This window comes from Campylobacter coli, assembly GCF_009730395.1.
GTDB lineage: Bacteria > Campylobacterota > Campylobacteria > Campylobacterales > Campylobacteraceae > Campylobacter_D > Campylobacter_D coli.
Genome location: NZ_CP046317.1, coordinates 1,043,030 through 1,065,412 on the forward strand (window position 1 = coordinate 1,043,030; position 22,383 = coordinate 1,065,412).

At 34.0% G+C, this 22,383-nt stretch carries 15 protein-coding genes, 2 tRNA genes, 3 rRNA genes and 1 pseudogene; 4 read left to right on the forward strand and 17 right to left on the reverse strand.

Going from position 1 to position 22,383, the window contains the following annotated elements; genetic code table 11:
- Positions 1-3: 3 nt before the first annotated feature.
- From FOC43_RS05245 to acpP, 4 genes are all read right to left on the reverse strand, one after another.
- Positions 4-1,299 carry an SLC13 family permease gene (locus FOC43_RS05245; protein ID WP_031263635.1) on the reverse strand — a complete coding sequence of 432 codons (1,296 nt, stop codon included), beginning with the start codon at positions 1,297-1,299 and terminating at the stop codon, positions 4-6.
- A 463-nt stretch (positions 1,300-1,762) separates the two neighbouring features.
- Positions 1,763-2,701, reverse strand: a complete 939-nt coding sequence (gene accA, locus FOC43_RS05250; protein WP_002778440.1) for an acetyl-CoA carboxylase carboxyl transferase subunit alpha — start codon at positions 2,699-2,701, stop codon at positions 1,763-1,765.
- Between the two features lies 1 nt (position 2,702).
- Complete coding sequence (locus tag FOC43_RS05255) at positions 2,703-3,917, reverse strand: beta-ketoacyl-ACP synthase II (protein WP_002784557.1); 1,215 nt, start codon at positions 3,915-3,917, stop codon at positions 2,703-2,705.
- A 33-nt stretch (positions 3,918-3,950) separates the two neighbouring features.
- Positions 3,951-4,184 (reverse strand): acyl carrier protein, encoded by a 234-nt coding sequence (gene acpP, locus FOC43_RS05260; protein WP_002778438.1) that lies wholly within the window; start codon positions 4,182-4,184, stop codon positions 3,951-3,953.
- A 113-nt stretch (positions 4,185-4,297) separates the two neighbouring features.
- Here acpP and tenA point away from each other — a divergent pair, with 113 nt between their 5' ends.
- The gene (gene tenA / locus FOC43_RS05265; protein WP_004284899.1) at positions 4,298-4,963 is read left to right on the forward strand and encodes a thiaminase II; all 666 of its coding nucleotides are present in this window, start codon (positions 4,298-4,300) and stop codon (positions 4,961-4,963) included.
- Positions 4,964-4,982: 19 nt separating this feature from the next.
- On the opposite strand, the gene FOC43_RS05270 is transcribed toward tenA, so the two are convergent.
- From FOC43_RS05270 to gpmI, 3 genes are all read right to left on the reverse strand, one after another.
- Positions 4,983-5,390 (reverse strand): pyridoxamine 5'-phosphate oxidase family protein, encoded by a 408-nt coding sequence (locus tag FOC43_RS05270; protein WP_002778435.1) that lies wholly within the window; start codon positions 5,388-5,390, stop codon positions 4,983-4,985.
- A 9-nt stretch (positions 5,391-5,399) separates the two neighbouring features.
- A complete protein-coding gene (gene fabG / locus FOC43_RS05275) occupies positions 5,400-6,143 on the reverse strand; it encodes a 3-oxoacyl-ACP reductase FabG (RefSeq protein WP_002800110.1) in 744 nt (247 codons plus the stop codon).
- 64 nt (positions 6,144-6,207) lie between these two features.
- The gene (gpmI, locus tag FOC43_RS05280) at positions 6,208-7,686 is read right to left on the reverse strand and encodes a 2,3-bisphosphoglycerate-independent phosphoglycerate mutase (RefSeq protein ID WP_002782186.1); all 1,479 of its coding nucleotides are present in this window, start codon (positions 7,684-7,686) and stop codon (positions 6,208-6,210) included.
- Positions 7,687-7,765: 79 nt separating this feature from the next.
- Here gpmI and mraY point away from each other — a divergent pair, with 79 nt between their 5' ends.
- Positions 7,766-8,827 (forward strand): phospho-N-acetylmuramoyl-pentapeptide-transferase, encoded by a 1,062-nt coding sequence (gene mraY / locus FOC43_RS05285; protein WP_002778429.1) that lies wholly within the window; start codon positions 7,766-7,768, stop codon positions 8,825-8,827.
- The gene (gene murD, locus FOC43_RS05290) at positions 8,827-10,035 is read left to right on the forward strand and encodes a UDP-N-acetylmuramoyl-L-alanine--D-glutamate ligase (protein WP_004284893.1); all 1,209 of its coding nucleotides are present in this window, start codon (positions 8,827-8,829) and stop codon (positions 10,033-10,035) included. Before mraY ends, murD begins: the two co-directional genes overlap by 1 nt.
- Before the next feature lie 997 nt (positions 10,036-11,032).
- Here the strand turns inward: murD and rrf are convergent.
- From rrf to FOC43_RS05330, 9 genes and pseudogenes are all read right to left on the reverse strand, one after another.
- Positions 11,033-11,149, reverse strand: a 5S ribosomal RNA gene (gene rrf / locus FOC43_RS05295).
- Positions 11,150-11,483: 334 nt separating this feature from the next.
- Positions 11,484-14,539, reverse strand: a 23S ribosomal RNA gene (locus FOC43_RS05300).
- A gap of 608 nt (positions 14,540-15,147) precedes the next feature.
- A tRNA-Ile gene (locus tag FOC43_RS05305) sits at positions 15,148-15,224 on the reverse strand.
- Positions 15,225-15,232: 8 nt separating this feature from the next.
- A tRNA-Ala gene (locus FOC43_RS05310) sits at positions 15,233-15,308 on the reverse strand.
- A gap of 100 nt (positions 15,309-15,408) precedes the next feature.
- Positions 15,409-16,921, reverse strand: a 16S ribosomal RNA gene (locus tag FOC43_RS05315).
- The 16S, 23S and 5S rRNA genes sit together here with 2 tRNA genes alongside, the layout of an rRNA operon.
- A gap of 478 nt (positions 16,922-17,399) precedes the next feature.
- Positions 17,400-18,590, reverse strand: coding sequence for a methyl-accepting chemotaxis protein (locus tag FOC43_RS05320; protein ID WP_370658904.1), 1,191 nt, complete (start codon positions 18,588-18,590; stop codon positions 17,400-17,402).
- Positions 18,576-19,037 (reverse strand): annotated as a pseudogene (locus FOC43_RS09175) (MCP four helix bundle domain-containing protein); the annotation flags it as partial. The pseudogene FOC43_RS09175 and the gene FOC43_RS05320, both read right to left, overlap by 15 nt.
- 66 nt (positions 19,038-19,103) lie before the next feature.
- On the reverse strand, positions 19,104-19,871 hold the full coding sequence (locus FOC43_RS05325; RefSeq protein WP_004284887.1) for a hypothetical protein: 768 nt from the start codon (positions 19,869-19,871) through the stop codon (positions 19,104-19,106).
- On the reverse strand, positions 19,840-21,063 hold the full coding sequence (locus FOC43_RS05330; protein ID WP_002806938.1) for a glycosyltransferase family 39 protein: 1,224 nt from the start codon (positions 21,061-21,063) through the stop codon (positions 19,840-19,842). Before FOC43_RS05330 ends, FOC43_RS05325 begins: the two co-directional genes overlap by 32 nt.
- A 280-nt stretch (positions 21,064-21,343) precedes the next feature.
- Here FOC43_RS05330 and FOC43_RS05335 point away from each other — a divergent pair, with 280 nt between their 5' ends.
- Entirely contained in the window at positions 21,344-21,928 is a 585-nt protein-coding gene (locus tag FOC43_RS05335) for a YigZ family protein (RefSeq protein ID WP_002778421.1), read from the forward strand.
- A 31-nt stretch (positions 21,929-21,959) separates the two neighbouring features.
- Here FOC43_RS05335 and FOC43_RS05340 read toward each other — a convergent pair whose 3' ends face one another.
- Positions 21,960-22,337, reverse strand: coding sequence for a hypothetical protein (locus FOC43_RS05340; protein WP_002778419.1), 378 nt, complete (start codon positions 22,335-22,337; stop codon positions 21,960-21,962).
- Between the last annotated feature and the right edge of the window lie 46 nt (positions 22,338-22,383).

Sequence of the window (22,383 nt, forward strand, 5' to 3'; positions counted from 1 at the left end):
TCCTTAATTTAAAATACCTAAAAATAATAATACAAAACCAAATACTACCAAAATTAAAGGCAATATTATCAATCTTATAAAAAGATAGCGTTTTTCACTTTCATCTTGTGCACCAGCCAAAACCAAGGCTCCGCCTGTTGAAAAACTTGAATATCTAGTAAATGTTGCAAATACTGCGATTATAGAAAATGCAAGTGATGGCTCAAGTGCTTTGATTGATGGTACGATAGAGAAAAATGTTGGCATAACCACCCCCATGCTTGAGGCAAACGCACTCATACAAGAAGATAAAATTCCAAGCAAATAATAAAGCCAATTACTGCTACTTGAACCGTGCGCACTCATAAATGTTGTGATATTTTCCATTATGCCTGTTGTTTTACTGAGCTCAATAAGCATAGAAAGTGATCCAATCATGAAAATCAAATCCCAAGGCACATTCTTAAATGCTTCTTTTTCACTACCAATTCCAAATATTACTGCCAAAACGATTCCAAGAAATGAAACAAAAACAGGGTTAAAAATGGAAGTTACTTTTTTTAGTGTTTCATCATGAGGATTTAAAGCAAGAAAAAAAGATGGGATCATAATAACCGCAAAAACAAAACACACAATAAAAACCGTCTTCCATTGTGCAGCATTGAGTCTTTTTGGTTTTGTAATTTGCGAAGTAATTTTCACCTTATAACCTTTTAGCAAAAAATATCCGATTATAAAAATCAAAGTATGTGCAATAAACATATTTTTACCTAAATTTAATTGCATTATTGCAGAAGCTTCTGCTGAATAACCAAGTTTTTCGATAAGATCAAAAGTTACTCTGCCACCAAGGGTAAAGGGATTAAATCCACCTGCACAGGAACCAGAATAAATAATAATAGCTGCTAAAATCTTATTCATTTTGATTTTGCTAGCAATATAAAGAACCAAAGGACTCATAAAAGCAAAGCCTGCATAATGTCCTGGTCCAATTCCTACAAATACCATAACTGTAATATAAAGTGCAATAGGAATACTCCAAGGTCTATTCCTAACAGAATACACAGCTTTTAACGCGAGATTGTTTAGCGTACCATTTGCAATCGCAAAACCATAAAAATAAGTAATAGAAAGAAGTATAAAAAATAAACTTAAACTTCCATTCCAAAGATTAATCACCTTTTCTGGTGTTATACCGTAAAGGTATGCCCCAATAAAGGCTGAAAGTATCGCGAAGACTCCGATATTTGCTTTAAGAACATAGCCCAAAGCAATTGATATTATGAGGGAAAATAAAATAATAATATTAATAGTATCCATCATTTAGCTCCTTATCTTGAGTAATTTTAAGATAATTTTCCACTAACTTCCAATAAAAAATACTTAAATCTTATCAATAAATCTTTGACAAATAAAAATTTTATTTAATAATGTTACTAATATTCTCATATTTTAAATTTATTGTTACTTAATTAAGCAAATTTAAAAAAATAATATATTTAATTTTTATATATTTTTAATATAAAAGTGATATTTTAAATATTAATAAATTTTTATTACAATATTACCCATTTGTCAAATTATTTTTTATCCATTAAAAAGTATAAATGCTTCTTTGCATCTTCTATATTGTTTTATTTGTGATATAAAGGATATAAAGTATTCATTATTTATCTCTTATATTTATTGAACTTTTCTTTTTGTAGGTTTTGCTTTATTGTCAAAATTTTAATTTTTTAGAATAATTTGAAATTTTAAAGAATATTTTTATTAAGTAGAGTTTTTAGCTTTCGCTAAAAGCTCCAAGTTGAAGAATTTTTTGCATGCGATTTGAAGCAAGTTCTCGCGGATCTATTTTTTCTAATTCATCCAAGGCTTTTTTAACATAATCAGCTATAGCAACAGCAGCAGCTTCTTTATTGCGATGGGCTCCGTTGATAGGCTCTTCAATCACATCATCAATTAAGCCTTGACTTTTTAAATCGTCTGCAGTAACTTTCATAGCTTTTGTTGCTGCTTCACTTTTAGAAGGATCATTCCAAAGTATAGCTGCACAACCCTCAGGAGAAATGACAGAAAAAACTGAATTTTTCATCATTGCAAGCTTATCAGCCACACCTATAGCCAAAGCTCCACCACTTCCTCCTTCTCCTATAACCACAGCTATAGTAGGAGTTTTTAAATCGCTAAGTTCATACAAATTTGTAGCAATAGCTTCACTTTGACCACGTTCTTCTGCTCCCAAACCTGGATAAGCACCCGGGGTATCTATCAAAAACAAAATAGGAATTTGAAATTTCTCTGCAAGTCTTGCCACTCTTAAAGCTTTTCTATAACCTTCAGGATGAGGCATACCAAAATTTCTAGCGATCTTTTCTTTTGTGCCACGTCCTTTTTGTTCTCCTATAACTATAAGTTTTTTTTCTCCTAAATACCCCATAAAACAAACAATAGCAGGATCATCTCTAAAAGCACGATCTCCGTGAATTTCATAAGCATCATTTAAAATAAGATCTATATAATCAAGTGCATAAGGGCGATCTGGATGACGAGCGAGTTGCAAGCGTCCAAAATCGCTTAAATTTTTATAAGTTTTAGCAATTTCTTTTTCGAGATTTTTTTTAAGTATAGCAACAGCCTCGGTATCACCCTTAATTTGAGCATTGATAATATCTTCATCAATTTGCTGAATATTTTTTTCAAAATCTAAATACGAAGCCATATCAATCTACTTTTTTAAATACCACGCAACCATTTGTGCCGCCAAAGCCAAAAGAATTACTCATCACAACTCTTAAATCCGCTTTTCTGGCCTCATTTGGTATATAATCTAAATCACATTCTTCATCGCTAACAAATTGATTAATAGTAGGTGGCATAATTCCATTGTCTAATGCCATGATGCTAATAACCGCTTCAATAGCTCCTGCAGCACCCAAACAATGCCCTGTTTGTCCTTTTGTTGAGCTAACCGCTGGAATTTCACTTCCAAAAAGCTCTTTAATTGCAGCTGTTTCATTTTTGTCATTTACGGGCGTTGAAGTTCCATGTGCATTAATATAATCTACCTTTGGATTTCCTGCCATTTTTAAGGCTTTTTTCATCGCTCTTAAAGGTCCATCTAATGTAGGTGAGGTAATGTGATGCGCATCAGCACTTTCTCCAAAACCAACCAATTCAGCATAAATCTTAGCCCCACGCTTTTTAGCCTCTTCATACTCTTCAAAAACCAAAGCGCCTGCACCCTCTCCCATTACAAAACCATCTCTTTCTTTATCAAAAGGTCTTGAAGCATGAGCAGGATCATCATTTCTAGTAGAAAGAGCTTTCATTGAAGCAAAACCGCCAATTCCTACAGGACAAATAGCAGCTTCTGCGCCAATTACCAACATTTTGTTAGCATTACCTAAAGCTATACTTTTATATGCTTCCCCTATAGCATGAGTTCCTGCTGCACAAGCCGTTACACAAGAAATATTAGGTCCTTTAAGTCCGTGTTCTATAGAAATTAAACCGCCTAACATATTTACTAAAGCTGAAGGTATAAAAAATGGAGAAATTTTACGAGGGCCACGTTCAGAACAAATAACCGAATTCTTTTCTATATTTGGCAGACCTCCAATTCCCGCAGCTGAAACAACTCCAAATTCTTCTTTGTCTAAATTTTGATCAAAATTAGCATCTTGCATTGCTTCGCGAGCAGCTTTAATGCCCAATTGAATAAAACGATCAATTTTTTTAACCTCTTTACCGTCAACTACTTCTAGAGGATCGAAATTTTCAATTTCTGCTGCAATTTGAACCGGAAAGTCTGTAGTATCAAAAAGAGTGATTTTTTTCACACCACTCTTACCTTCACAAATCGCCTTAAAAGAACTTTCTTTATCTAAACCCAAGGCATTGATCATACCAATACCTGTTACTACAACTCTTTTCAAGAACAAGCTCCTTGTAAAGTGAATTTTTTTAAATTATTTTTTAAGATTTTCGATATAATTTACAACATCCTCAATTTTAATTAGTTTTTCAGCATCACTATCTGGGATTTCTACTTCGAATTTTTCTTCTAATGCCATAATAAGCTCTACAACATCCAAAGAATCTGCACCTAAATCTTCAATGATTTTTGATTCCATCTTAACAGCATCCGCATCAATGCTTAATTGCTCTACTACCACTGCTTTTACATCATCAAATGTTGCCATTTATATATCTCCTTGATAAAAATTAAAATAAAGCGTATTTTACAATAAAAAACTTAAAATATTTATAGTTTTTGACTATACTTTAAAAAACCATTGAATTTTAGGAGTAAGAAATGCTTTTTTCTCGACTTATTGAAACAAATTCACACATTTGGGATGAATATTTACATCATGAATTTGTAAAAAAATTAGAAAATGGAAGTTTAAAAGAAGAAAATTTTCTTTTTTATCTCAAACAAGATTATATCTATCTCATCCATTATGCTAAATGCTATGCACGACTTGCCTTAAATGCAAAAAATGCCGAAGAACTACGCTTTGCAATGAAATTTCAAAACTACATTATAGAAGGAGAAATTGAACTTCATAAAAGTATTTTAAAACTTGGCATCAATGCTGATAAATTAAATGTTAAAGATGAAAGTTTGACCAATATAGCTTACACACGCTATATGTTAAGCGTGGGTGAAAGTGGAAATTTTTTAGATATGTTAGTGGCTTTAAGTGCTTGTGCCATAGGTTATGGTTATATAGGAGCTGAAATTTATAAAAGACTTGGCAAGGAAAAACTTCAAAATCACCCTTATAAAGAATGGATTTTAACCTATAGTTCAGATGAATTTCAAAGTGAAATTAAAGAATTTGAAGACTTTTTAAATTCTTATACTCAACAAATATCTCAAGAAAAATTTGAAAATCTTAGCGAAATTTTTTATAATGTAGTGCGTTTAGAAAATGCTTTTTGGGAACATGCTTTACAAATGAAAATGGATATTTAAAGCAAGGAAAATCCTTGCTTTAAGCTTTATAAAGTTTAAAATCTCCGTTTGGAAACTGCATTTTAGCACTTAAATTATCAAGATAAAAAACTTCAAATCTAGAATTTTGTGGATTCTCATAAAGGCTTACAAGATAAGGATATTTTTCAAACATCAGCTCTTTAACTTTTGCGTTAGGTTCAAAAACTGCATTTGCTCTAAGTCTTAAAAAAACGCCCTCTCTAGAACAAGAACAAAATTCAATACCATTATAATTTTGTATATGCTTAAAAAGTCCTTTATTATTAGAAGTACAAAAATAAATTCTATCTCCTACAAGTAAAGGGCTCTGCATAGGACGAACCCTAGGATTTCCACAAGTTCCTAAAGTTGCCAAAAACGCAGGAGTATTTTCATCTAAAAATTGTTCAATTTCTTTTAAGTCCATATACTTTCCTTACATATATAATCCGCCATTAATTTTAAGCACATCACCTGTCACATAAGAAGCATAATCACTTAATAAAAATGCTACACAATTTGCAACTTCTTCAGGTTCTGCAAAGCGTTTTAAAGGGATATTATCTTGATATGCTTGTTTGATTTCATCGCTTAAAATCTCTGTCATATCACTTTTAATAAAGCCTGGAGTAACACAATTAAAACGCAAATTTCTACTTGCTCCCTCTTTAGCGAAAGATTTAGTCATAGCAATCATTCCACCCTTGCTCGCAGAATAATTAGTCTGACCGGCATTCCCCATTTCACCGACAATTGAAGCAATATTCACAACCGCACCAAAACGCTTTTTGCTCATTGTTTTTAAAGCCTCTCTACAACCTAAAAATGCAGAACTCAAATTTGTATCCACTACACTTGTAAAATCTTCGAGTTTCATTCTTAAGGCAAGTTTGTCGTTTGTAACACCTGCATTATTTACAAGATAGCTAAGCTCTCCATCGCTTTCTACTATAGTTTTTATCGCATTTTCAAACTCATCTTCTTTGCTTGCATCAAATTTAATCACAGCTGCATTGCCGCCTTGCGCAAGAATTTCATCTTTTAAAGCATCTGCAAGTTCTGGTTTTGAGCGATAATTAATCCAAACTTTTAATCCAAAACTTGCCAAAGTTTTTGCAATAGAAGCACCAATACCCTTACTTGCACCTGTAATCAAAACATTTTTTCCACTAAATTTCATTTCTATCCTTAAAAAAAATATAAAATTAAATTTTAACAAAAATCTATATCAAAAGGCAAACAGATCAAAATAAAGCCTCATTCATCTCTTTTGGAATTTCTAAATTTAATATTTTAAGCACACTTGCAGCGATATTACTAAGTCCCATATTTTCCTTAAGCTTATCTACTCCCTTAGCTTCTACAAAAACAAAAACATCAAAAGTTGTATGATTGGTCAATAAATTTCCTTTTTTATCTTGCATCGCTTCACAATTTCCATGATCACTTGTAATGATAAAGGCATAATCATGCTTTCTTGCACACTCGACCACTTCGCCCAAACAAACATCTACTGCTTCTACAGCCTTAATGGCAGCATTAAAATCTCCTGTATGGCCTACCATATCACCATTTGCAAAGTTCACCACTATAAAATCTTCGCCCTTTTCTATCCCTTTTTTAACCGCATCGCATACTTCAAAAGCGCTCATTTCAGGCTTTTCGTCGTAAGTTTTTACCTTTGGACTTGGGATTAAAACCCTTGTTTCATTTTCCAAAAGTTCTTCTTTTCCTCCATTGAAAAAGAAAGTAACATGAGCATATTTTTCAGTTTCTGCAGTATGAAGTTGAGTAAGTCCTGCTTTGGAGATGGTTTCAGAAAGTGTATTTTTAATTTCTTCTTTTTCAAAAAGTACTGGAATGTTAAATTTATCATCATAAACACTCATAGTAAGCAAATTTTCAAACACTTTTTCTCGCTCAAATTCCTTGAAATTTTGAGAATTTAAAACTTCGATGAGTTGTTTCATTCTATCATTTCTAAAATTAACAAAAATCAATCCATCATCTTCTTGCATGCCTTTATAATTCTCGTTTTTAGCCGCTTGAATAAATTCATCAGTTGTTTCATTTTGATAACATTCTTCTATATAATCAACCCAATTTGACACACCCTTGCTCTTGCCTAATAAACAATCATAATATTCCTTAACTCTTTCCCAACGCTTATCTCTATCCATAGCATAAAAACGGCCACAAAGCGTAGCAAAATGCACGCCTATTTCCTCACAATGATTTTTTAGCTTTCTTATAAATTCTAATCCACTTGTAGGACTTACATCGCGTCCATCAGTAATTGCATGTGCAAAAACTTCATTTCCATTTTTGGCACAAATTTCAAGCAAGGCATTAAAATGTGTATCCATAGAATGAACCCCACCATCGCTATATAAACCAATAACATGCACTCTTTTGCATTTTTGTAGAAGTTTTTTTAAATTTGCGTTTTTTTCAAGTTCGCAACTCTCTATAGCTTTATTAATACGCACTAAATTTTGATAGATAATTTGCCCACTACCTATACACATATGGCCCACTTCGCTATTTCCCATTTGCCCTTCAGGCAAACCTACCGCTAAACCACTAGTTTTAATTAAAGAATTTGGTACTTCTCTAAAAAGCCTCTCATAATTTGGCTTTTTAGCAGCCTCAAAAGCATTAAAATCTTTTTCTTTGTTAAAACCTATTCCATCTGTAATAACTAAAATACATTTTTGTCTCATTTTTTACTCTTTTATAAGAAATTTTTTGGCTAGATTTTACTAAAATTAAGCTTTTAAAAACCAAAAAGAAGGCTAGCTTTTGTATTATCTTTCTTATTTTAGTGATTATGCTTTTTTTACTTATATCAGTGTACGCGCGGGCTTTGCATTTTTCATTGCTTTATGCTTGTCTTTATTTATCATGCCTAAATTTATTGCTTGGGCTAAAAACAAAAATGCAAATCAACCCATTTATGAACTAGCACCCCAAACTCACAAGGTAAAATCTCAAACGCCTACAATGGGTGGGCTTATCTTTATAGGTTGTGCAGTCTTTACAAGTCTTCTTTGTGCTAAATTGGATAATGTATTTACAATCACCGCCTTGCTTTGTCTTGTGCTTTTTTGCCTTATTGGACTTGTGGATGATTTGGGTAAAATTTTAAAAAAAGACAACCACTCAGGACTTAGCCCAAAAATGAAACTTTTAGCACAAATAAGCGTAGGATTAATCTGTATTTTACCTTTATATTTTAGCCCTGAATTTAATACAGAATTTTATCTTCCTTTTTACAAATATCCGCTTTTTGATATGAAAATTTTTGCTCTTGCTTTTTGGATTTTGGTCTTAATCTCCAGCTCTAATGCTGTCAATTTAACCGATGGACTTGACGGACTTGCAACAGTTCCTAGCATTTTTTCTTTATCTACCTTAGGTATATTTTTATATTTGAGTGGAAATTTAAATTATAGTGAATATTTGCTTTTACCTAAAATTCAAGGCTTGGGCGAGGTAGTGATTATCTGTGCTGCATTGATTGGAGCTCTTATGGGATTTTTATGGTATAACTGCTATCCTGCACAAGTTTTTATGGGAGATAGTGGAAGCTTAGCCTTGGGTGGATTTATAGGTTTTTTAGCCATCATAAGCAAAAATGAAATCTTGCTTTTACTTGTAGGCTTTGTCTTTGTGCTTGAAACCATTTCTGTCATTTTACAAGTGGGAAGCTTTAAAATTTTCAATAAAAGAGTATTTAAAATGGCGCCTATACACCATCATTTTGAAAAAATAGGCTGGGTAGAAAATAAAATCATAGTACGTTTTTGGATGATAGCCTTGCTATCTAATTTACTTGCGCTTGCATCGATAAAGTTAAGATAATGAGAATTTCACTTTTTGGATATGGTAAAACCACACAGGCAATAGCTAAAAATTTAGCCAATCAATTCGGCCCTTTTGATATCTACGATGATCATTTTCAAGAAAAAAGCAAGGATGAATGGGGTAATCATCTTTTAAATCCTAAAGAATTTGATGAAAAAGTAAGCGAGCTTGAAATTCCAAGCCCTGGCTTTCCACCTAACCATAACCTTATAAAAAAAGCAAAAAATTTACAAAGCGAATACGATTTTTTTTATGATGCTATGCCAAAATCTGTTTGGATCAGTGGTACAAATGGTAAAACCACAACCACACAAATGGCTACACATCTACTTTCACATGTTGGAGCAGTAATGGGAGCAAATGTCGGTTTTCCTCTGGCTGAGCTTGATTTAAATGCCAAAATTTGGATACTTGAAACTTCATCTTTTACACTTCACTATACCCATACTGCAAAACCCGAAATTTATGCACTTCTACCTATAAGTGCGGATCATCTTTCATGGCATGGAAGCTTTGAAAATTATGCAAAAGATAAATTGAGCGTTTTAGAAAGAATGAATGAGTGTGATATTGCAATCTTGCCTGAAATTTACGCAAAAACACCTACAAAAGCTTATATTATCTCTTACAAAGATGAATTTGATCTTACTCAAAAAATGGGTATCGATATAGAAAAAATATCTTTTAAAAGCCCTTTTTTGCTTGATGCTGTCATGGCTTTAAGTATAGAAAAAATTCTACTTGATAGTCTAAGCTATGAACTTTTAAATCAATTTATCATGGAAAAAAATAAACTCGAAGAATTACAAGATAGTCAAGGTAGACTTTGGGTCAATGATACTAAAGCGACCAATGAAAACGCTGTAATGGCCGCTCTTAACCGCTATAAAAATAAAAAAATTCATCTTATTGTGGGCGGCGATGATAAGGGTGTGGATTTAAGCGCTTTATTTAATTTTATGAAAAATTTCAACATAGAACTCTATGCTATAGGACTTAGCACTCAAAAAATGCTTGATTATGCTTTAAAAGCAAATTTAAAAGCTCGTAAGTGTGAATTTTTAGAAAATGCTGTACAAGAAATTTCCAAAACGCTAAAAAACAATGAAGTAGCTTTATTAAGCCCTGCTTGTGCAAGCTTAGATCAATTCAGCTCTTATGCTCAACGTGGAGAAAAATTTAAAGAATGTGTAGGTAAAATTTAATTCACCCCCCCCCATCACATATTAATTTTTATCAAACACTAATTTAAAACGACTCGTATTCGGCTTAGAATTAAAATTCATTTATTAAACAACATACCTTGATAAAAAATTTATCTCAAGTATAACATTCATTCTCGCCAACAAGAATAAACAATCATAGTCTATCCACCCTAACCCAACATTAACCCCTAACCCAACCAAGAAGTGTATACCTCCCAACCATAAAACCTCAATAAACACTATAAAATAAACTTGAGTGATTAAAAATCCAACCCAATTATTGAACAAACCCAAGCTACATAATAAAATATAAACTAGACATATAAAGAACAATTGACACATAAAAATAGATTGAATAAATAAACCTATACAAGTAAACATAAAGATTAATTATTGATACAAAAGATTTAATAAATAAAAAGAATAATTGAGATATAAAAACATATAAACTAAACAACTCAAACAACCAAACTAATAAACAACCATAGCTTAAGCTGACAACCCAACCAATCAATTTAAATATAAAACTACAAATTAAATCAACCCAAGCTAATTAAACTTCAAACTAATTAATCAAACAAACCAATGAATATAACCTAACTGATTAAATTAAATAAATTAATAAACTAATCAAGCAATGACTAATAAAGTATTTAAAACCAACAAAAGCATAAATCAATTAAACTAATGATTGAATATAAAAATAATAAGTTGTAGATAAGTAAAAGCATTATACAAAGCATTCTAAGCTGATTAAATACAATTAGAACAAAAGCATAAATCAATCCAAGCCAATTAAACATAAACATAAACATAAAAGAACAATGAATACAAAAACATATTTAATTGGCATAAAAACAAATTCAATCAATAAAAAAATAATTAATACAATAATAGATTTAATAAACATAAAAAAATAATTAAATATAAAAACAACGATTGACATATAAAAACTAAGATTTTAAATCTATAAGAATAAGATAAAGTAGAATTAACAAGTCCGCAATGAGCTACTTTCCCCCTGCCAGTAAGGCGTAGTATCATCACCCACGATGTGCTTAGCTTCTTGGTTCGGGATGGAGCAAGGCGTTTCCACATCTGTATAATCACGGACATTGTTATTTAAATATTCTTTGAAAGATTTAACTTAAGAATAAAGCTTTTATTTTTTATTCTATTGTTTTATTTTTTTGCTTTTCTTCTATTCTTTTTTATTTTTCTTTTTTTGTTTTTTAATTTTTACTTTTATCTTTTAAATCTTATCTTTCATCTTATCAATGAATCAAATCTTTACTCTCTTTGATAAGTTTTTATTTTAGAATACTTAAAAAACAATGTTAAGAGCAAGTTCTAATACAAACTCTACTTGAAAGATTTCTATTAAACTCTAAATATTATCTATATTCAAAGTCTTCTTAAAAACCTTAACAAGGAAGTGATGCTTTATTAAAGATAAGCCAAACGCTCTATTAGTACTGGTCAGCTAAAGGACTTTCATCCATTACACACCCAGCCTATCAAACTAGTAGTCTTCTAGAGAGCTTAGAGAAGATTCATCTTAGAGTTGGCTTCACGCTTAGATGCTTTCAGCGTTTATCCTTTCCAAACTTAGCTACGCTGCGATGCTCTTGGCAGAACAACAGCTACACCAGTGGTTTGTTCAACCCGGTCCTCTCGTACTAGGGTCAAATCTCTTCAATCTTCTTACGCCCACGGCAGATAGGGACCGAACTGTCTCACGACGTTCTGAACCCAGCTCGCGTACCGCTTTAAATGGCGAACAGCCATACCCTTGGGACCTGCTCCAGCCCCAGGATGCGATGAGCCGACATCGAGGTGCCAAACCTCCCCGTCGATGTGAGCTCTTGGGGGAGATCAGCCTGTTATCCCCGGGGTACCTTTTATCCTTTGAGCGATGGCCCTTCCACACAGAACCACCGGATCACTAAGACCGACTTTCGTCTCTGCTTGACTTGTATGTCTTGCAGTTAAGCTGGCTTATACCTTTATACTCTACGAACGATTTCCAACCGTTCTGAGCCAACCTTTGTAAGCCTCCGTTATTATTTGGGAGGCGACCGCCCCAGTCAAACTACCCACCAGACATTGTCCCACTTGAGGATAACTCAAGCTGGTTAGCTACCCAAATAAGAAAGAGTGGTATCTCAACAATGGCTCATATACAACTGGCGTCATATACTCAAAGCCTCCCACCTATCCTGCACATTCTTATCCAAATAGCAGTGTCAAGCTGTAGTAAAGGTCCACGGGGTCTTTCCGTCTTGCCGCGGGTAGGAGGAATTTTCACCTCCACTACAATTTCACTGGATCCCTCTTTGAGACAGCTCCCATCTCGTTACGCCATTCATGCAGGTCGGTATTTAACCGACAAGGAATTTCGCTACCTTAGGACCGTTATAGTTACGGCCGCCGTTTACTCGGGCTTCGATCAAGAGCTTCGCTAATGCTAACCCCATCAATTAACCTTCGAGCACCGGGCAGGCGTCACACCCTATACATCCTCTTACGAGTTAGCAGAGTGCTGTGTTTTTGGTAAACAGTCGGGAGGGACTCTTTGTTGTAAGTTTCTTCGCTTTCGGAGTAAATCCTAATACGAAGCGAACCACACCTTATACCGAAGATACGGTGCTATTTTGCAGAGTTCCTTAAAGAGAGTTCTTCCACGCGCCTTAGAATACTCATCCCACCCACCTGTGTCGGTTTACGGTACGGGCAACATTAGCTAAACTTAGAAACTTTTCTTGGCTCGACGGCATCAGGGGTTCTTCTATCCATCCGAAGACTTCAAAAAGCCTTTCAGTTCTCGGAGTATTGTTATACGGATTTGCCTGTATAACCTCCTACGACCTTAGACTAGCACTTCCATCCGCTAGCCCCCTTAGCCCTAAGCGTCCTTCCATCGCACACTAATGTTGGTATTGGAATATTAACCAATTTGCCATCGTCTACCCCTTTCGGACTCGACTTAGGACCCGACTAACCCTACGATGACGAGCATCGCGTAGGAAACCTTGGGTTTACGGCGTTAATGATTCTCACATTAATTATCGCTACTCATGCCTGCATGCTCACTTCTATTCGCTCCAGCACTCCTTACCGGTATACCTTCGACGCAAATAGAACGCTCTCCTACCACTTGCACACAACTTAAACTACTTAACTTTAGTCTAAGAATATTTTTACTGATTTTACTAAGTTTTATTTCTATCTTTACTCTATAAAAATCAGTAAAAATATAACTAAACATATAACTTAGTTTCTCATATTCTAAACTTAAATAATCTAAGTTGTGCGCAAGTCTACAGCTTCGGTACTTACTTTAGCCCCGTTATATTTTCCGCGCAAAATCACTAGACCAGTGAGCTATTACGCTTTCTTTAAAGGATGGCTGCTTCTAAGCCAACCTCCTGGTTGTTTAAGTAACTTCACATCGTTTTCCACTTAAGTAAGATTTAGGGACCTTAGCTGGTAGTCTGGGTTGTTTCCCTCTTGACGACGGATTTTATCACTCGCCGCCTGACTGCTGTGATTACATATAAGGTATTCGGAGTTTGATAGGGTTTGGTACATTGGTGTATGCCCTAGCCCATTCAGTGCTCTACCCCCTTATATTACGACACAACGCTATACCTAAATATATTTCGGAGAGAACCAGCTATCACGAAGTTTGATTGGCCTTTCACCCCTATCCACAAGTCATCCCGGGGCTTTTCAACGCCTATGGGTTCAGTCCTCCACTAGTTCTTACACTAGCTTCAACTTGCTCATGGATAGATCACTTCGTTTCGGGTCTGCAGCATCTGACTAAGCGCCCTATTCAGACTCGCTTTCGCTACGGCTTCGCGTTTGCTTAACCTTGCCAGACACCACAACTCGCAGGCTCATTATGCAAAAGGCAGTCCATCACCCTGTATTGCTACATAGGGCTCTGAATGATTGTAAGCAAATGGTTTCAGGTTCTATTTCACTCTGATCACCTCAGTTCTTTTCACCTTTCCCTCACGGTACTTGTGCACTATCGATCTGGTATTAGTATTTAGGGTTGGATCGTGGTCGACCCAGCTTCAGACAGGATTTCTCGTGTCCCGCCCTACTCAGGATACTGCTAGCTAAGGTTTGTTTTTCGCATACGGGACTATCACCCTCTATGGCTATACTTTCCAGAATGTTCTGCTAAACTCACCTCTTGCACATTGCAGTCCTACAACCCCCAGTGCAAGCACTGGGTTTGCCCTCTTGCGCTTTCGCTCGCCGCTACTGACGCAATCTCTATTGATTTCTTTTCCTGAGGGTACTAAGATGTTTCAATTCCCCTCGTTCGCTCCTATATAGGTAATGTATATCTCTATACATTGGGTTGCCCCATTCGGAAATCTACGGATCAAAGCTTCTTGACAGCTCCCCGTAGCTTATCGCAGTCTAGTACGTCCTTCATCGCCTTTACCAGTCAAGGCATCCACCATTCGCTCTTAGTAGCTTACCTTTTTTACCTTCTTTAGCGTCAAGGCAAAGCCTTGACTAAGAAGCAAGCTAAAGACCTACCCCGCCAACCTAAAAGATATTAGGCTGATAAAGTAAGTTAAAGACTAATAGTCTTTCTTGCTTCTTCTGCTAAGAATATGCATAAAAGTTAGATATAATCTAACTTCTACCTTTTATTATTGATTCTAAAACGCATCACTTCCTTGTTAAAGTTTTTACGATAAGACTTCATTATCTTAAGACGGAAAGCATTCAAACACTTAATATAAATACTAAAAATATCTAAACTAAGTCGTGAGTTTGAAACTTATCTTTAATTTAAAATTTTAGATCTAATATTCTCTTTATTATAAAAAATAAAGATAGTTAAAAGATATAAATAAAACCAAAGAAAAGATAATTGAGTTTTATCCTTTAACAAGTCCTGTAAAATTGTTTTTATTAAAACTTGCTTGTGACTCTTAACAATGATAATTATAAAGAACATTTAGGTTTAAAACCTAAAGGAAGTATATGGTATATAAAGTATATTTATAAATATATACTTGCTTTAGATTTTAAAGCTTGATTTCAAATCTTGTTTTTATCTTTTTAAGATTGATACTTCTATGGTGGGCCTAACAAGACTTGAACTTGTGACCTCACCCTTATCAGGGGTGCACTCTAACCAGCTGAGCTATAGGCCCTTAATAAATGGTGGAGAATAGCGGGATCGAACCGCTGACCTCCTGCGTGCAAAGCAGGCGCTCTCCCAGCTGAGCTAATTCCCCATAAACAATTAGCTTTATCATCAATCTTTGAAATCTAAACAAGAATCAATTGAGTTTATAATGAAGTAATAGTTGTGAGACTTATTACTTTGTACTCTAGAAAGGAGGTGATCCAACCGCAGGTTCTCCTACGGTTACCTTGTTACGACTTCACCCCAGTCGCTGATTCCACTGTGGACGGTAACTAGTTTAGTATTCCGGCTTCGAGTGAAATCAACTCCCATGGTGTGACGGGCGGTGAGTACAAGACCCGGGAACGTATTCACCGTAGCATGGCTGATCTACGATTACTAGCGATTCCGGCTTCATGCTCTCGAGTTGCAGAGAACAATCCGAACTGGGACATATTTTATAGATTTGCTCCACCTCGCGGTATTGCGTCTCATTGTATATGCCATTGTAGCACGTGTGTCGCCCTGGGCATAAGGGCCATGATGACTTGACGTCGTCCACACCTTCCTCCTCCTTACGAAGGCAGTCTATTTAGAGTGCTCGGCCGAACCGTTAGCAACTAAATACGTGGGTTGCGCTCGTTGCGGGACTTAACCCAACATCTCACGACACGAGCTGACGACAGCCGTGCAGCACCTGTCTCTAAGTTCTAGCAAGCTAGCACCCTCTTATCTCTAAAAGGTTCTTAGGATATCAAGCCCAGGTAAGGTTCTTCGCGTATCTTCGAATTAAACCACATGCTCCACCGCTTGTGCGGGTCCCCGTCTATTCCTTTGAGTTTTAATCTTGCGACCGTACTCCCCAGGCGGTACACTTAATGCGTTAGCTGCATTACTGAGATGACTAGCACCCCAACAACTAGTGTACATCGTTTAGGGCGTGGACTACCAGGGTATCTAATCCTGTTTGCTCCCCACGCTTTCGCGCCTTAGCGTCAGTTGAGTTCCAGCAGATCGCCTTCGCAATGGGTATTCTTGGTGATATCTACGGATTTTACCCCTACACCACCAATTCCATCTGCCTCTCCCTCACTCTAGACTATCAGTTTCCCAAGCAGTTTAATGGTTAAGCCATTAGATTTCACAAGAGACTTGATAATCCGCCTACGCGCCCTTTACGCCCAGTGATTCCGAGTAACGCTTGCACCCTCCGTATTACCGCGGCTGCTGGCACGGAGTTAGCCGGTGCTTATTCCTTAGGTACCGTCAGAATTCTTCCCTAAGAAAAGGAGTTTACGCTCCGAAAAGTGTCATCCTCCACGCGGCGTTGCTGCGTCAGGGTTTCCCCCATTGCGCAATATTCCCTACTGCTGCCTCCCGTAGGAGTCTGGACCGTGTCTCAGTTCCAGTGTGACTGATCATCCTCTCAGACCAGTTAAGCGTCATAGCCTTGGTAAGCCATTACCTTACCAACTAGCTGATACTATATAGTCTCATCCTACACCGAAAAACTTTCCCTACTCAACTTGTGTTAAGCAGGAGTATAGAGTATTAGCAGTCGTTTCCAACTGTTGTCCTCTTGTGTAGGGCAGATTAACTATACCTTACTCACCCGTGCGCCACTAATCCACTTCTAGCAAGCTAGAAGCTTCATCGTTCGACTTGCATGTATTAGGCACGCCGCCAGCGTTCACTCTGAGCCAGGATCAAACTCTCCATAAAAATTATAGATAGTTTAATCTTTTTCTTCAAAGAAAAAGTAATGAAGATTAAAAAGAAAAACTTTTAATCTTTAAATATTTAGATTGAATAGATTTTACATAATTACTTATGCCTAAATCCTTCTGGCTCAATCGATCACTTATTTAGATTTCAAAGATTGACTAATAAGATTTGAAATAACAATATTAATTTTAAAGAACAAAAACAAAAAATCATTTATTATATGTAAATAAAGTTTAGTAATAATAAAGTTTTATAAACTTAGATTGCTTTAGCTAGGATTAAAGATTAATTTAAAACTAGAAACATAGGGTTTATAAAATCTTAATTTAACTTTAGTTAACTTTAGACTATAATTTAAAGATCTTAAGTCCTTTTCTGAAAAAGGAAATGAAAGTATAACCAATTAAGCTTAAAGGAGGATTAAATAAGGCTAGAAATTTAGCCTTATTTTTGGGTGGTTGGGGGTTATAGGTGCTTAGAGCTTGAAAATAGCTATTTCAGCTTGAAGATTATCCGAAATATTTTTTAGTTCTGTCATTGCATTTTTATTTTCACTAACCGCTTGTTGAGTTTTAGAAGAAATATCTGCCACTGTTATAATTTTTTCTTCAATTTCTTCCATTAATTTTACTTGAGCGGCTACCTCTTGATTTACCTCTTGTGCTTTAAAAAGACTGTCATTAGCTTGTTTGTAGATTAAATCCACACTATCTCTTACCTCTTCACTTAAACTTTTACCTTGAGAAATCAATGGTATAGACTCTTCTATAACGCCTACTGTTGCTATCGTTTCTTCTTGAATTTGTTTGTTAATTATAGCAATTTGATCTGTTGCCCCGCCTGTTTTTTCAGCCAATTTACGAATTTCATCAGCAACGACGGCAAAACCTCTACCTACATCTCCCGCTCTAGCAGCTTCTATGGCTGCGTTTAGAGCAAGTAAATTAGTTTGATCTGTAATCTCGCTAATAAGTTCTGTACTTGTTCCTATATTCTTAGCATGTTCGCTAAGCAAGGCAATTTGCTGAGAAACTCTAGAAGAATTGCTTGCGATATATTCCATTTGAGAAGCTGTATCCTCGGCATATTTTTTATTATTCTGACAAACTTGAGTGGTATTTTTTGAATTTTCTTCTGTTTCTAGAGCCATTTTGGAAACATTTTGTGTTTTTTGATTGATTTCTCGAATTTTAAGAGCAGATTCTCTAGAAGTTTCGCCTTGAAAAATCACTGCCTTTTCAGTTTCACTTATACGACCTACCACCAAATCAGCTTTGTGGTTTAACTCATTAGAAATAGTAATCATTTTTTGGACTATATTTCGTAATTGATTTTGCATTCTAGAAATAGAATAAAGTATACTTTGTTTATATTCTGTATGAATTGGCTGTGTTAAATTTCCATTAGCAACTTCGGTGATAATTCTATTTACATCTCTTGGTTCACCACCTACGGATTTTTTAATATATCTCACTATCAAATAAGCAATAACCATAGAAATAATTAAAGCAATTATAATGATACTCATCATGATAAATTGAAAAGATTTACTTTCTAAAAGTGCTATTTGAGTTAATTCTTGATTGGCTAACTCTTGATAATCAATCAATTTATTTGTTTGAGCCAACCATAAAATAAATTCTGGTCTAGCAGAATCTAAAACCATTTTAGTTGCTGATTGAATATCATTTTCTTTCACCACTGCGTCAATAATCTTTTGATAAATTTGCACGGTATTTTTCTTAGTTTTTGCAATATCCTCCATCATAGAGCGTACATTTGAATCACCACCACCCTTAGCTACAATATCATTTAAAATAAGCTCAGCTTCTTCATAATCTTTTTCCAATTTTTGTATTTGAGCTAAAGTTTTTCTTAAGTCTTCCTGATCTTGTGCTAAAACGACATCACGAATTAAAATTGATCTATCATGGATACTTCCCCTAAAATTAATCGCTTGACGAGAAATCAAAGCGTTTTCCCCTGTTGCTATTGTAAGAGTTTTATCTAAAAAATTCACTTTAGCTATTGAAAAAACAGCTATAAACAGCATAATAAAAATAATCAAAGCAAAACTGAAATACAATCTTGCTGAAATTCCTAATCGATTCATTATTTTCTCCTTTGTTTAATATTTGCATTCAAATTATAGCAAATTTATATTAAAAATTAAAGCATTCTAAATTTTAAAACATTGAGAAAGTACACCATTTATCATTATCATTTGCTTGTTAAAATCTTGAAATTTAGGTATGTAAGCAAAACCACTAAGCGGATTGACTATAATGCAAATTTGATTTGCCTGTATTGAGCTTAAGCGTATGACACAGTCTTGATTAGTTTTAGCTAAATTTTTATCATAAACACCTTGAGAAGTTCGCAAAGGAGAATATAATCTTCCTCTTTCATCAAAAACTATCCTTGTAGAACCCCTACACGAACCTTTAAATTCTACTTTTTTTATACCAAATTTTTTAAAAATATTAAATCTTTGAGTAGTCTTACTATCGCTCTTATCAATAACTCCACTTTGTCCTGAATTCATTAATTTTTTGGGGTTTATAATATCTACAGCAATTTCACGATCAATATTGATTTCAGTTTTTCCTAAATTAGCGTTTCCATCACCATTTTTATCTAAAAATATCGTATAAGTTTGCTCATAATTTGTTGCTGCTGAATTGATAAAATATAATTGCCATCTACTTTTATACCACTCTCTTTTTGCCACTGCTAATTCCAAATCCCTAAAACTCTCTTGAGTCATTGCTAAAGTTCTTACATAGCGTATGTCATTAAGAATTTGCTTTGCACCTTGCATGAGTCTATCTTGTTTTAGATTGATTTGTGCTATGGAAATCACAAGGCCTAAGATTAAAACAACTAAAACTAGCTCAAAAAGCGTAAAAGCATCACTAGTATCTTTGGATTTGATAAATTTTTTCAAATTTTCCTAGCTTTATTGTAATATTTTTTTTATTTTTATCAAGCTGGTCTTTATTTTTAATACTTTTTAGATAAAAAGTATTACTATCTTCAATACCATAGAATTTCAATCTTGGCTGCAAAGATGTGCCAACTCTTAATTTAAAAATTTCTTGTTTTTTAAGCTCTTTGCTTAATTCTTTAGAAAGGTGATAGTTATTAGCAAAATTATATTTTGGATCAGAAACAAAATAATATAAAATTTGATTTCCTATGATAACAAAATAACAAAATAGTAAAAAAATAATAGAGCATTCTATAAAAATTTTATATCTTAATCTAAATTGCGGTAAACGCACCCTATAACTTGCCATCAAGGTTTTAATAAGTAGCGGAGTGCAAATCACACAAAATGGCAAAAAATCCTCCAAATAAAGCTTTTGCCTCAAAGAAAGCAAGGAACAAAAAATAAAGGTTACGCTCATTAAAAACCATAGTAAACTTTTTTGCTCTTTAAAAGTTAAACGATAAACTACATAAAAAAAATAAATAAAAACAAGCGGCGAAAAACAAGCGGCGAAAATTCCCAAAGTATCCAAAAAATATCCTCTTGGACGCCCACCTGTATCAAAACCATAAAAGCTTATGCTCAAACCAAAAAGTACAAGGGCCAAAGTCAATAAAAAAGAATTTCTTTTATAAATTCCAAAAAAGAAAAAGGTTAAAAATAAAATATTAAAAGACTTATCTACAAATAAAGCTAAAATCAAAAGCGGATAAAAAATCCATTTTTTTTCATATTCATACGCACAAATTATAGCTAGCGTTAAAAAAATCACTATAGAGGCTTCATTTACCAACAAAGCACTTGCAACCGTTCCTGGCAACAATACAAAAAGCAAAAGAGATAAGAAGCTATCAAAATGAGTTTTTGTATATTTTAAAGCCAAAATATAAAGTAAAATACAACTTAAAAAATGAAAAAATAAAATAGGAATTCTTAAACCAAAGTCATTTTGTCCAAAAACAAAAGTTCCAAAATGTGTGAGATAATAAAGCAAACTATGATTAAAAAAAAGAAAACTTCCTTTTTCTTCAAAATAAATTTTAGCCTCATCAACACTAATGCTAAGGGTTGAAATTCCATAAAGCAAAGCAAGTAAATCAAAAGCAAGTAAAAGAATAATAAGCTTATAATTTTTGATTTTTTCCATAAATTTGATTTTACAAAATTAAACTTAAAATATCAACTGATGTAAATTTCAAAAAATAATCCCATGCCTAATGTATAAAATAAAAATATTTTTATAAAAAGCCAACCTTGTAACACCCCATTTTATTTCTTTTATAACTTTTGAATGAATTCATAAATTTTTGACTTGTTTTTGACATTTCTTTCCTTAATTTTTGTAAAATTATAGTATATTTTTAAAAATTTTATTAATACATTATATTTTACCTTATTTAATCATAATACCAAATAAAAAGGCGAAAATGCAAACAATTGATCAAATTTTTCAAGCACAAATTGAAATTAAAAAATCTACTTTTTTATCCTATCTTTGCCCTTTTAAAGATTTTAAAAATTTGCTTGTAAATTTAAAAAAAGAACACCCCAAAGCCGTTCATTTTGTTTATGCTTATCGAACTTTAAATGAATACAATCAAATCATAGAAGATAAAAGTGATGATGGCGAGCCTAAGGGCACTTCAGGCATACCTTCTTTAAATGTTTTAAGAGGGTATGATCTTGTCAACACTGCAGTCATCACTGTAAGATATTTTGGTGGCACCAAACTTGGGACAGGAGGACTTGTAAGAGCTTATAGTGACGCGGCAAATGCAGCGATTAACAATGCCTCCTTGCTAACTTTTGAATTTAAAAAAAATATCAAAATTGCCATAGATTTTAAAAATCTCAATCGCTTCGAACATTTTTTAAGAACTCACTCTTTGGAATTTGAGCGAGACTTTAAAAATGAAAAAGTGATTTTAAGCTTAAATTTAAACGAAGAGGAAGAGCAAAAGTTTGAAATCTTTTGCGCCCAATTTACACCTTTTGAAATAGAGAAATTATAATCTATCTTAAAGCCTCGTTTGAGGCTTTAATTTAAATCGCGTTAAGTAAATCACCTAAAAGACTACTGTCTTTATTTTGTCCATTTGCATTTTGATTTAAAAGATCATTATGCACACTCGCACTTTGAGCTTTTAAAGAAAGTTCGCCCTCGTTTTGCCTAAAACGATAAGCATACATGCTTGACATTTGTGCGTATTGAGAGGAATTAGAATTTGAACTTTGGGTATTGTTTTGTAAATTTTCTTCCGTACTAGAAATACCCGAATTTTCCTCTAATTTACTTAATATATCCATAAAATCAGAATCAGAAGTCGAAGAATAATCTTCTACTTGCTTATCCACCTGCTTATACTGACCACTAATCGCATCATATTCATATGAGCTAATAGTTTTATAACTTACTTGCATAGCTTTCTCCTTTCAAAATATGCAAAAACTATACAAGCAAAAAGTG

Bases quoted from the DNA above. Each gene is read 5' to 3' on its own strand.
- FOC43_RS05340 (WP_002778419.1), bottom strand. From the start codon at position 22,337: ATGCAAGTAAGTTATAAAACTATTAGCTCATATGAATATGATGCGATT.
- FOC43_RS05320 (WP_370658904.1), bottom strand. From the start codon at position 18,590: ATGGTTTTAGATTCTGCTAGACCAGAATTTATTTTATGGTTGGCTCAA.
- accA (WP_002778440.1), bottom strand. From the start codon at position 2,701: ATGGCTTCGTATTTAGATTTTGAAAAAAATATTCAGCAAATTGATGAA.
- tenA (WP_004284899.1), top strand. From the start codon at position 4,298: ATGCTTTTTTCTCGACTTATTGAAACAAATTCACACATTTGGGATGAA.
- acpP (WP_002778438.1), bottom strand. From the start codon at position 4,184: ATGGCAACATTTGATGATGTAAAAGCAGTGGTAGTAGAGCAATTAAGC.
- gpmI (WP_002782186.1), bottom strand. From the start codon at position 7,686: ATGAGACAAAAATGTATTTTAGTTATTACAGATGGAATAGGTTTTAAC.
- FOC43_RS05270 (WP_002778435.1), bottom strand. From the start codon at position 5,390: ATGGACTTAAAAGAAATTGAACAATTTTTAGATGAAAATACTCCTGCG.
- murD (WP_004284893.1), top strand. From the start codon at position 8,827: ATGAGAATTTCACTTTTTGGATATGGTAAAACCACACAGGCAATAGCT.
- FOC43_RS05335 (WP_002778421.1), top strand. From the start codon at position 21,344: ATGCAAACAATTGATCAAATTTTTCAAGCACAAATTGAAATTAAAAAA.
- fabG (WP_002800110.1), bottom strand. From the start codon at position 6,143: ATGAAATTTAGTGGAAAAAATGTTTTGATTACAGGTGCAAGTAAGGGT.
- FOC43_RS05245 (WP_031263635.1), bottom strand. From the start codon at position 1,299: ATGGATACTATTAATATTATTATTTTATTTTCCCTCATAATATCAATT.
- FOC43_RS05330 (WP_002806938.1), bottom strand. From the start codon at position 21,063: ATGGAAAAAATCAAAAATTATAAGCTTATTATTCTTTTACTTGCTTTT.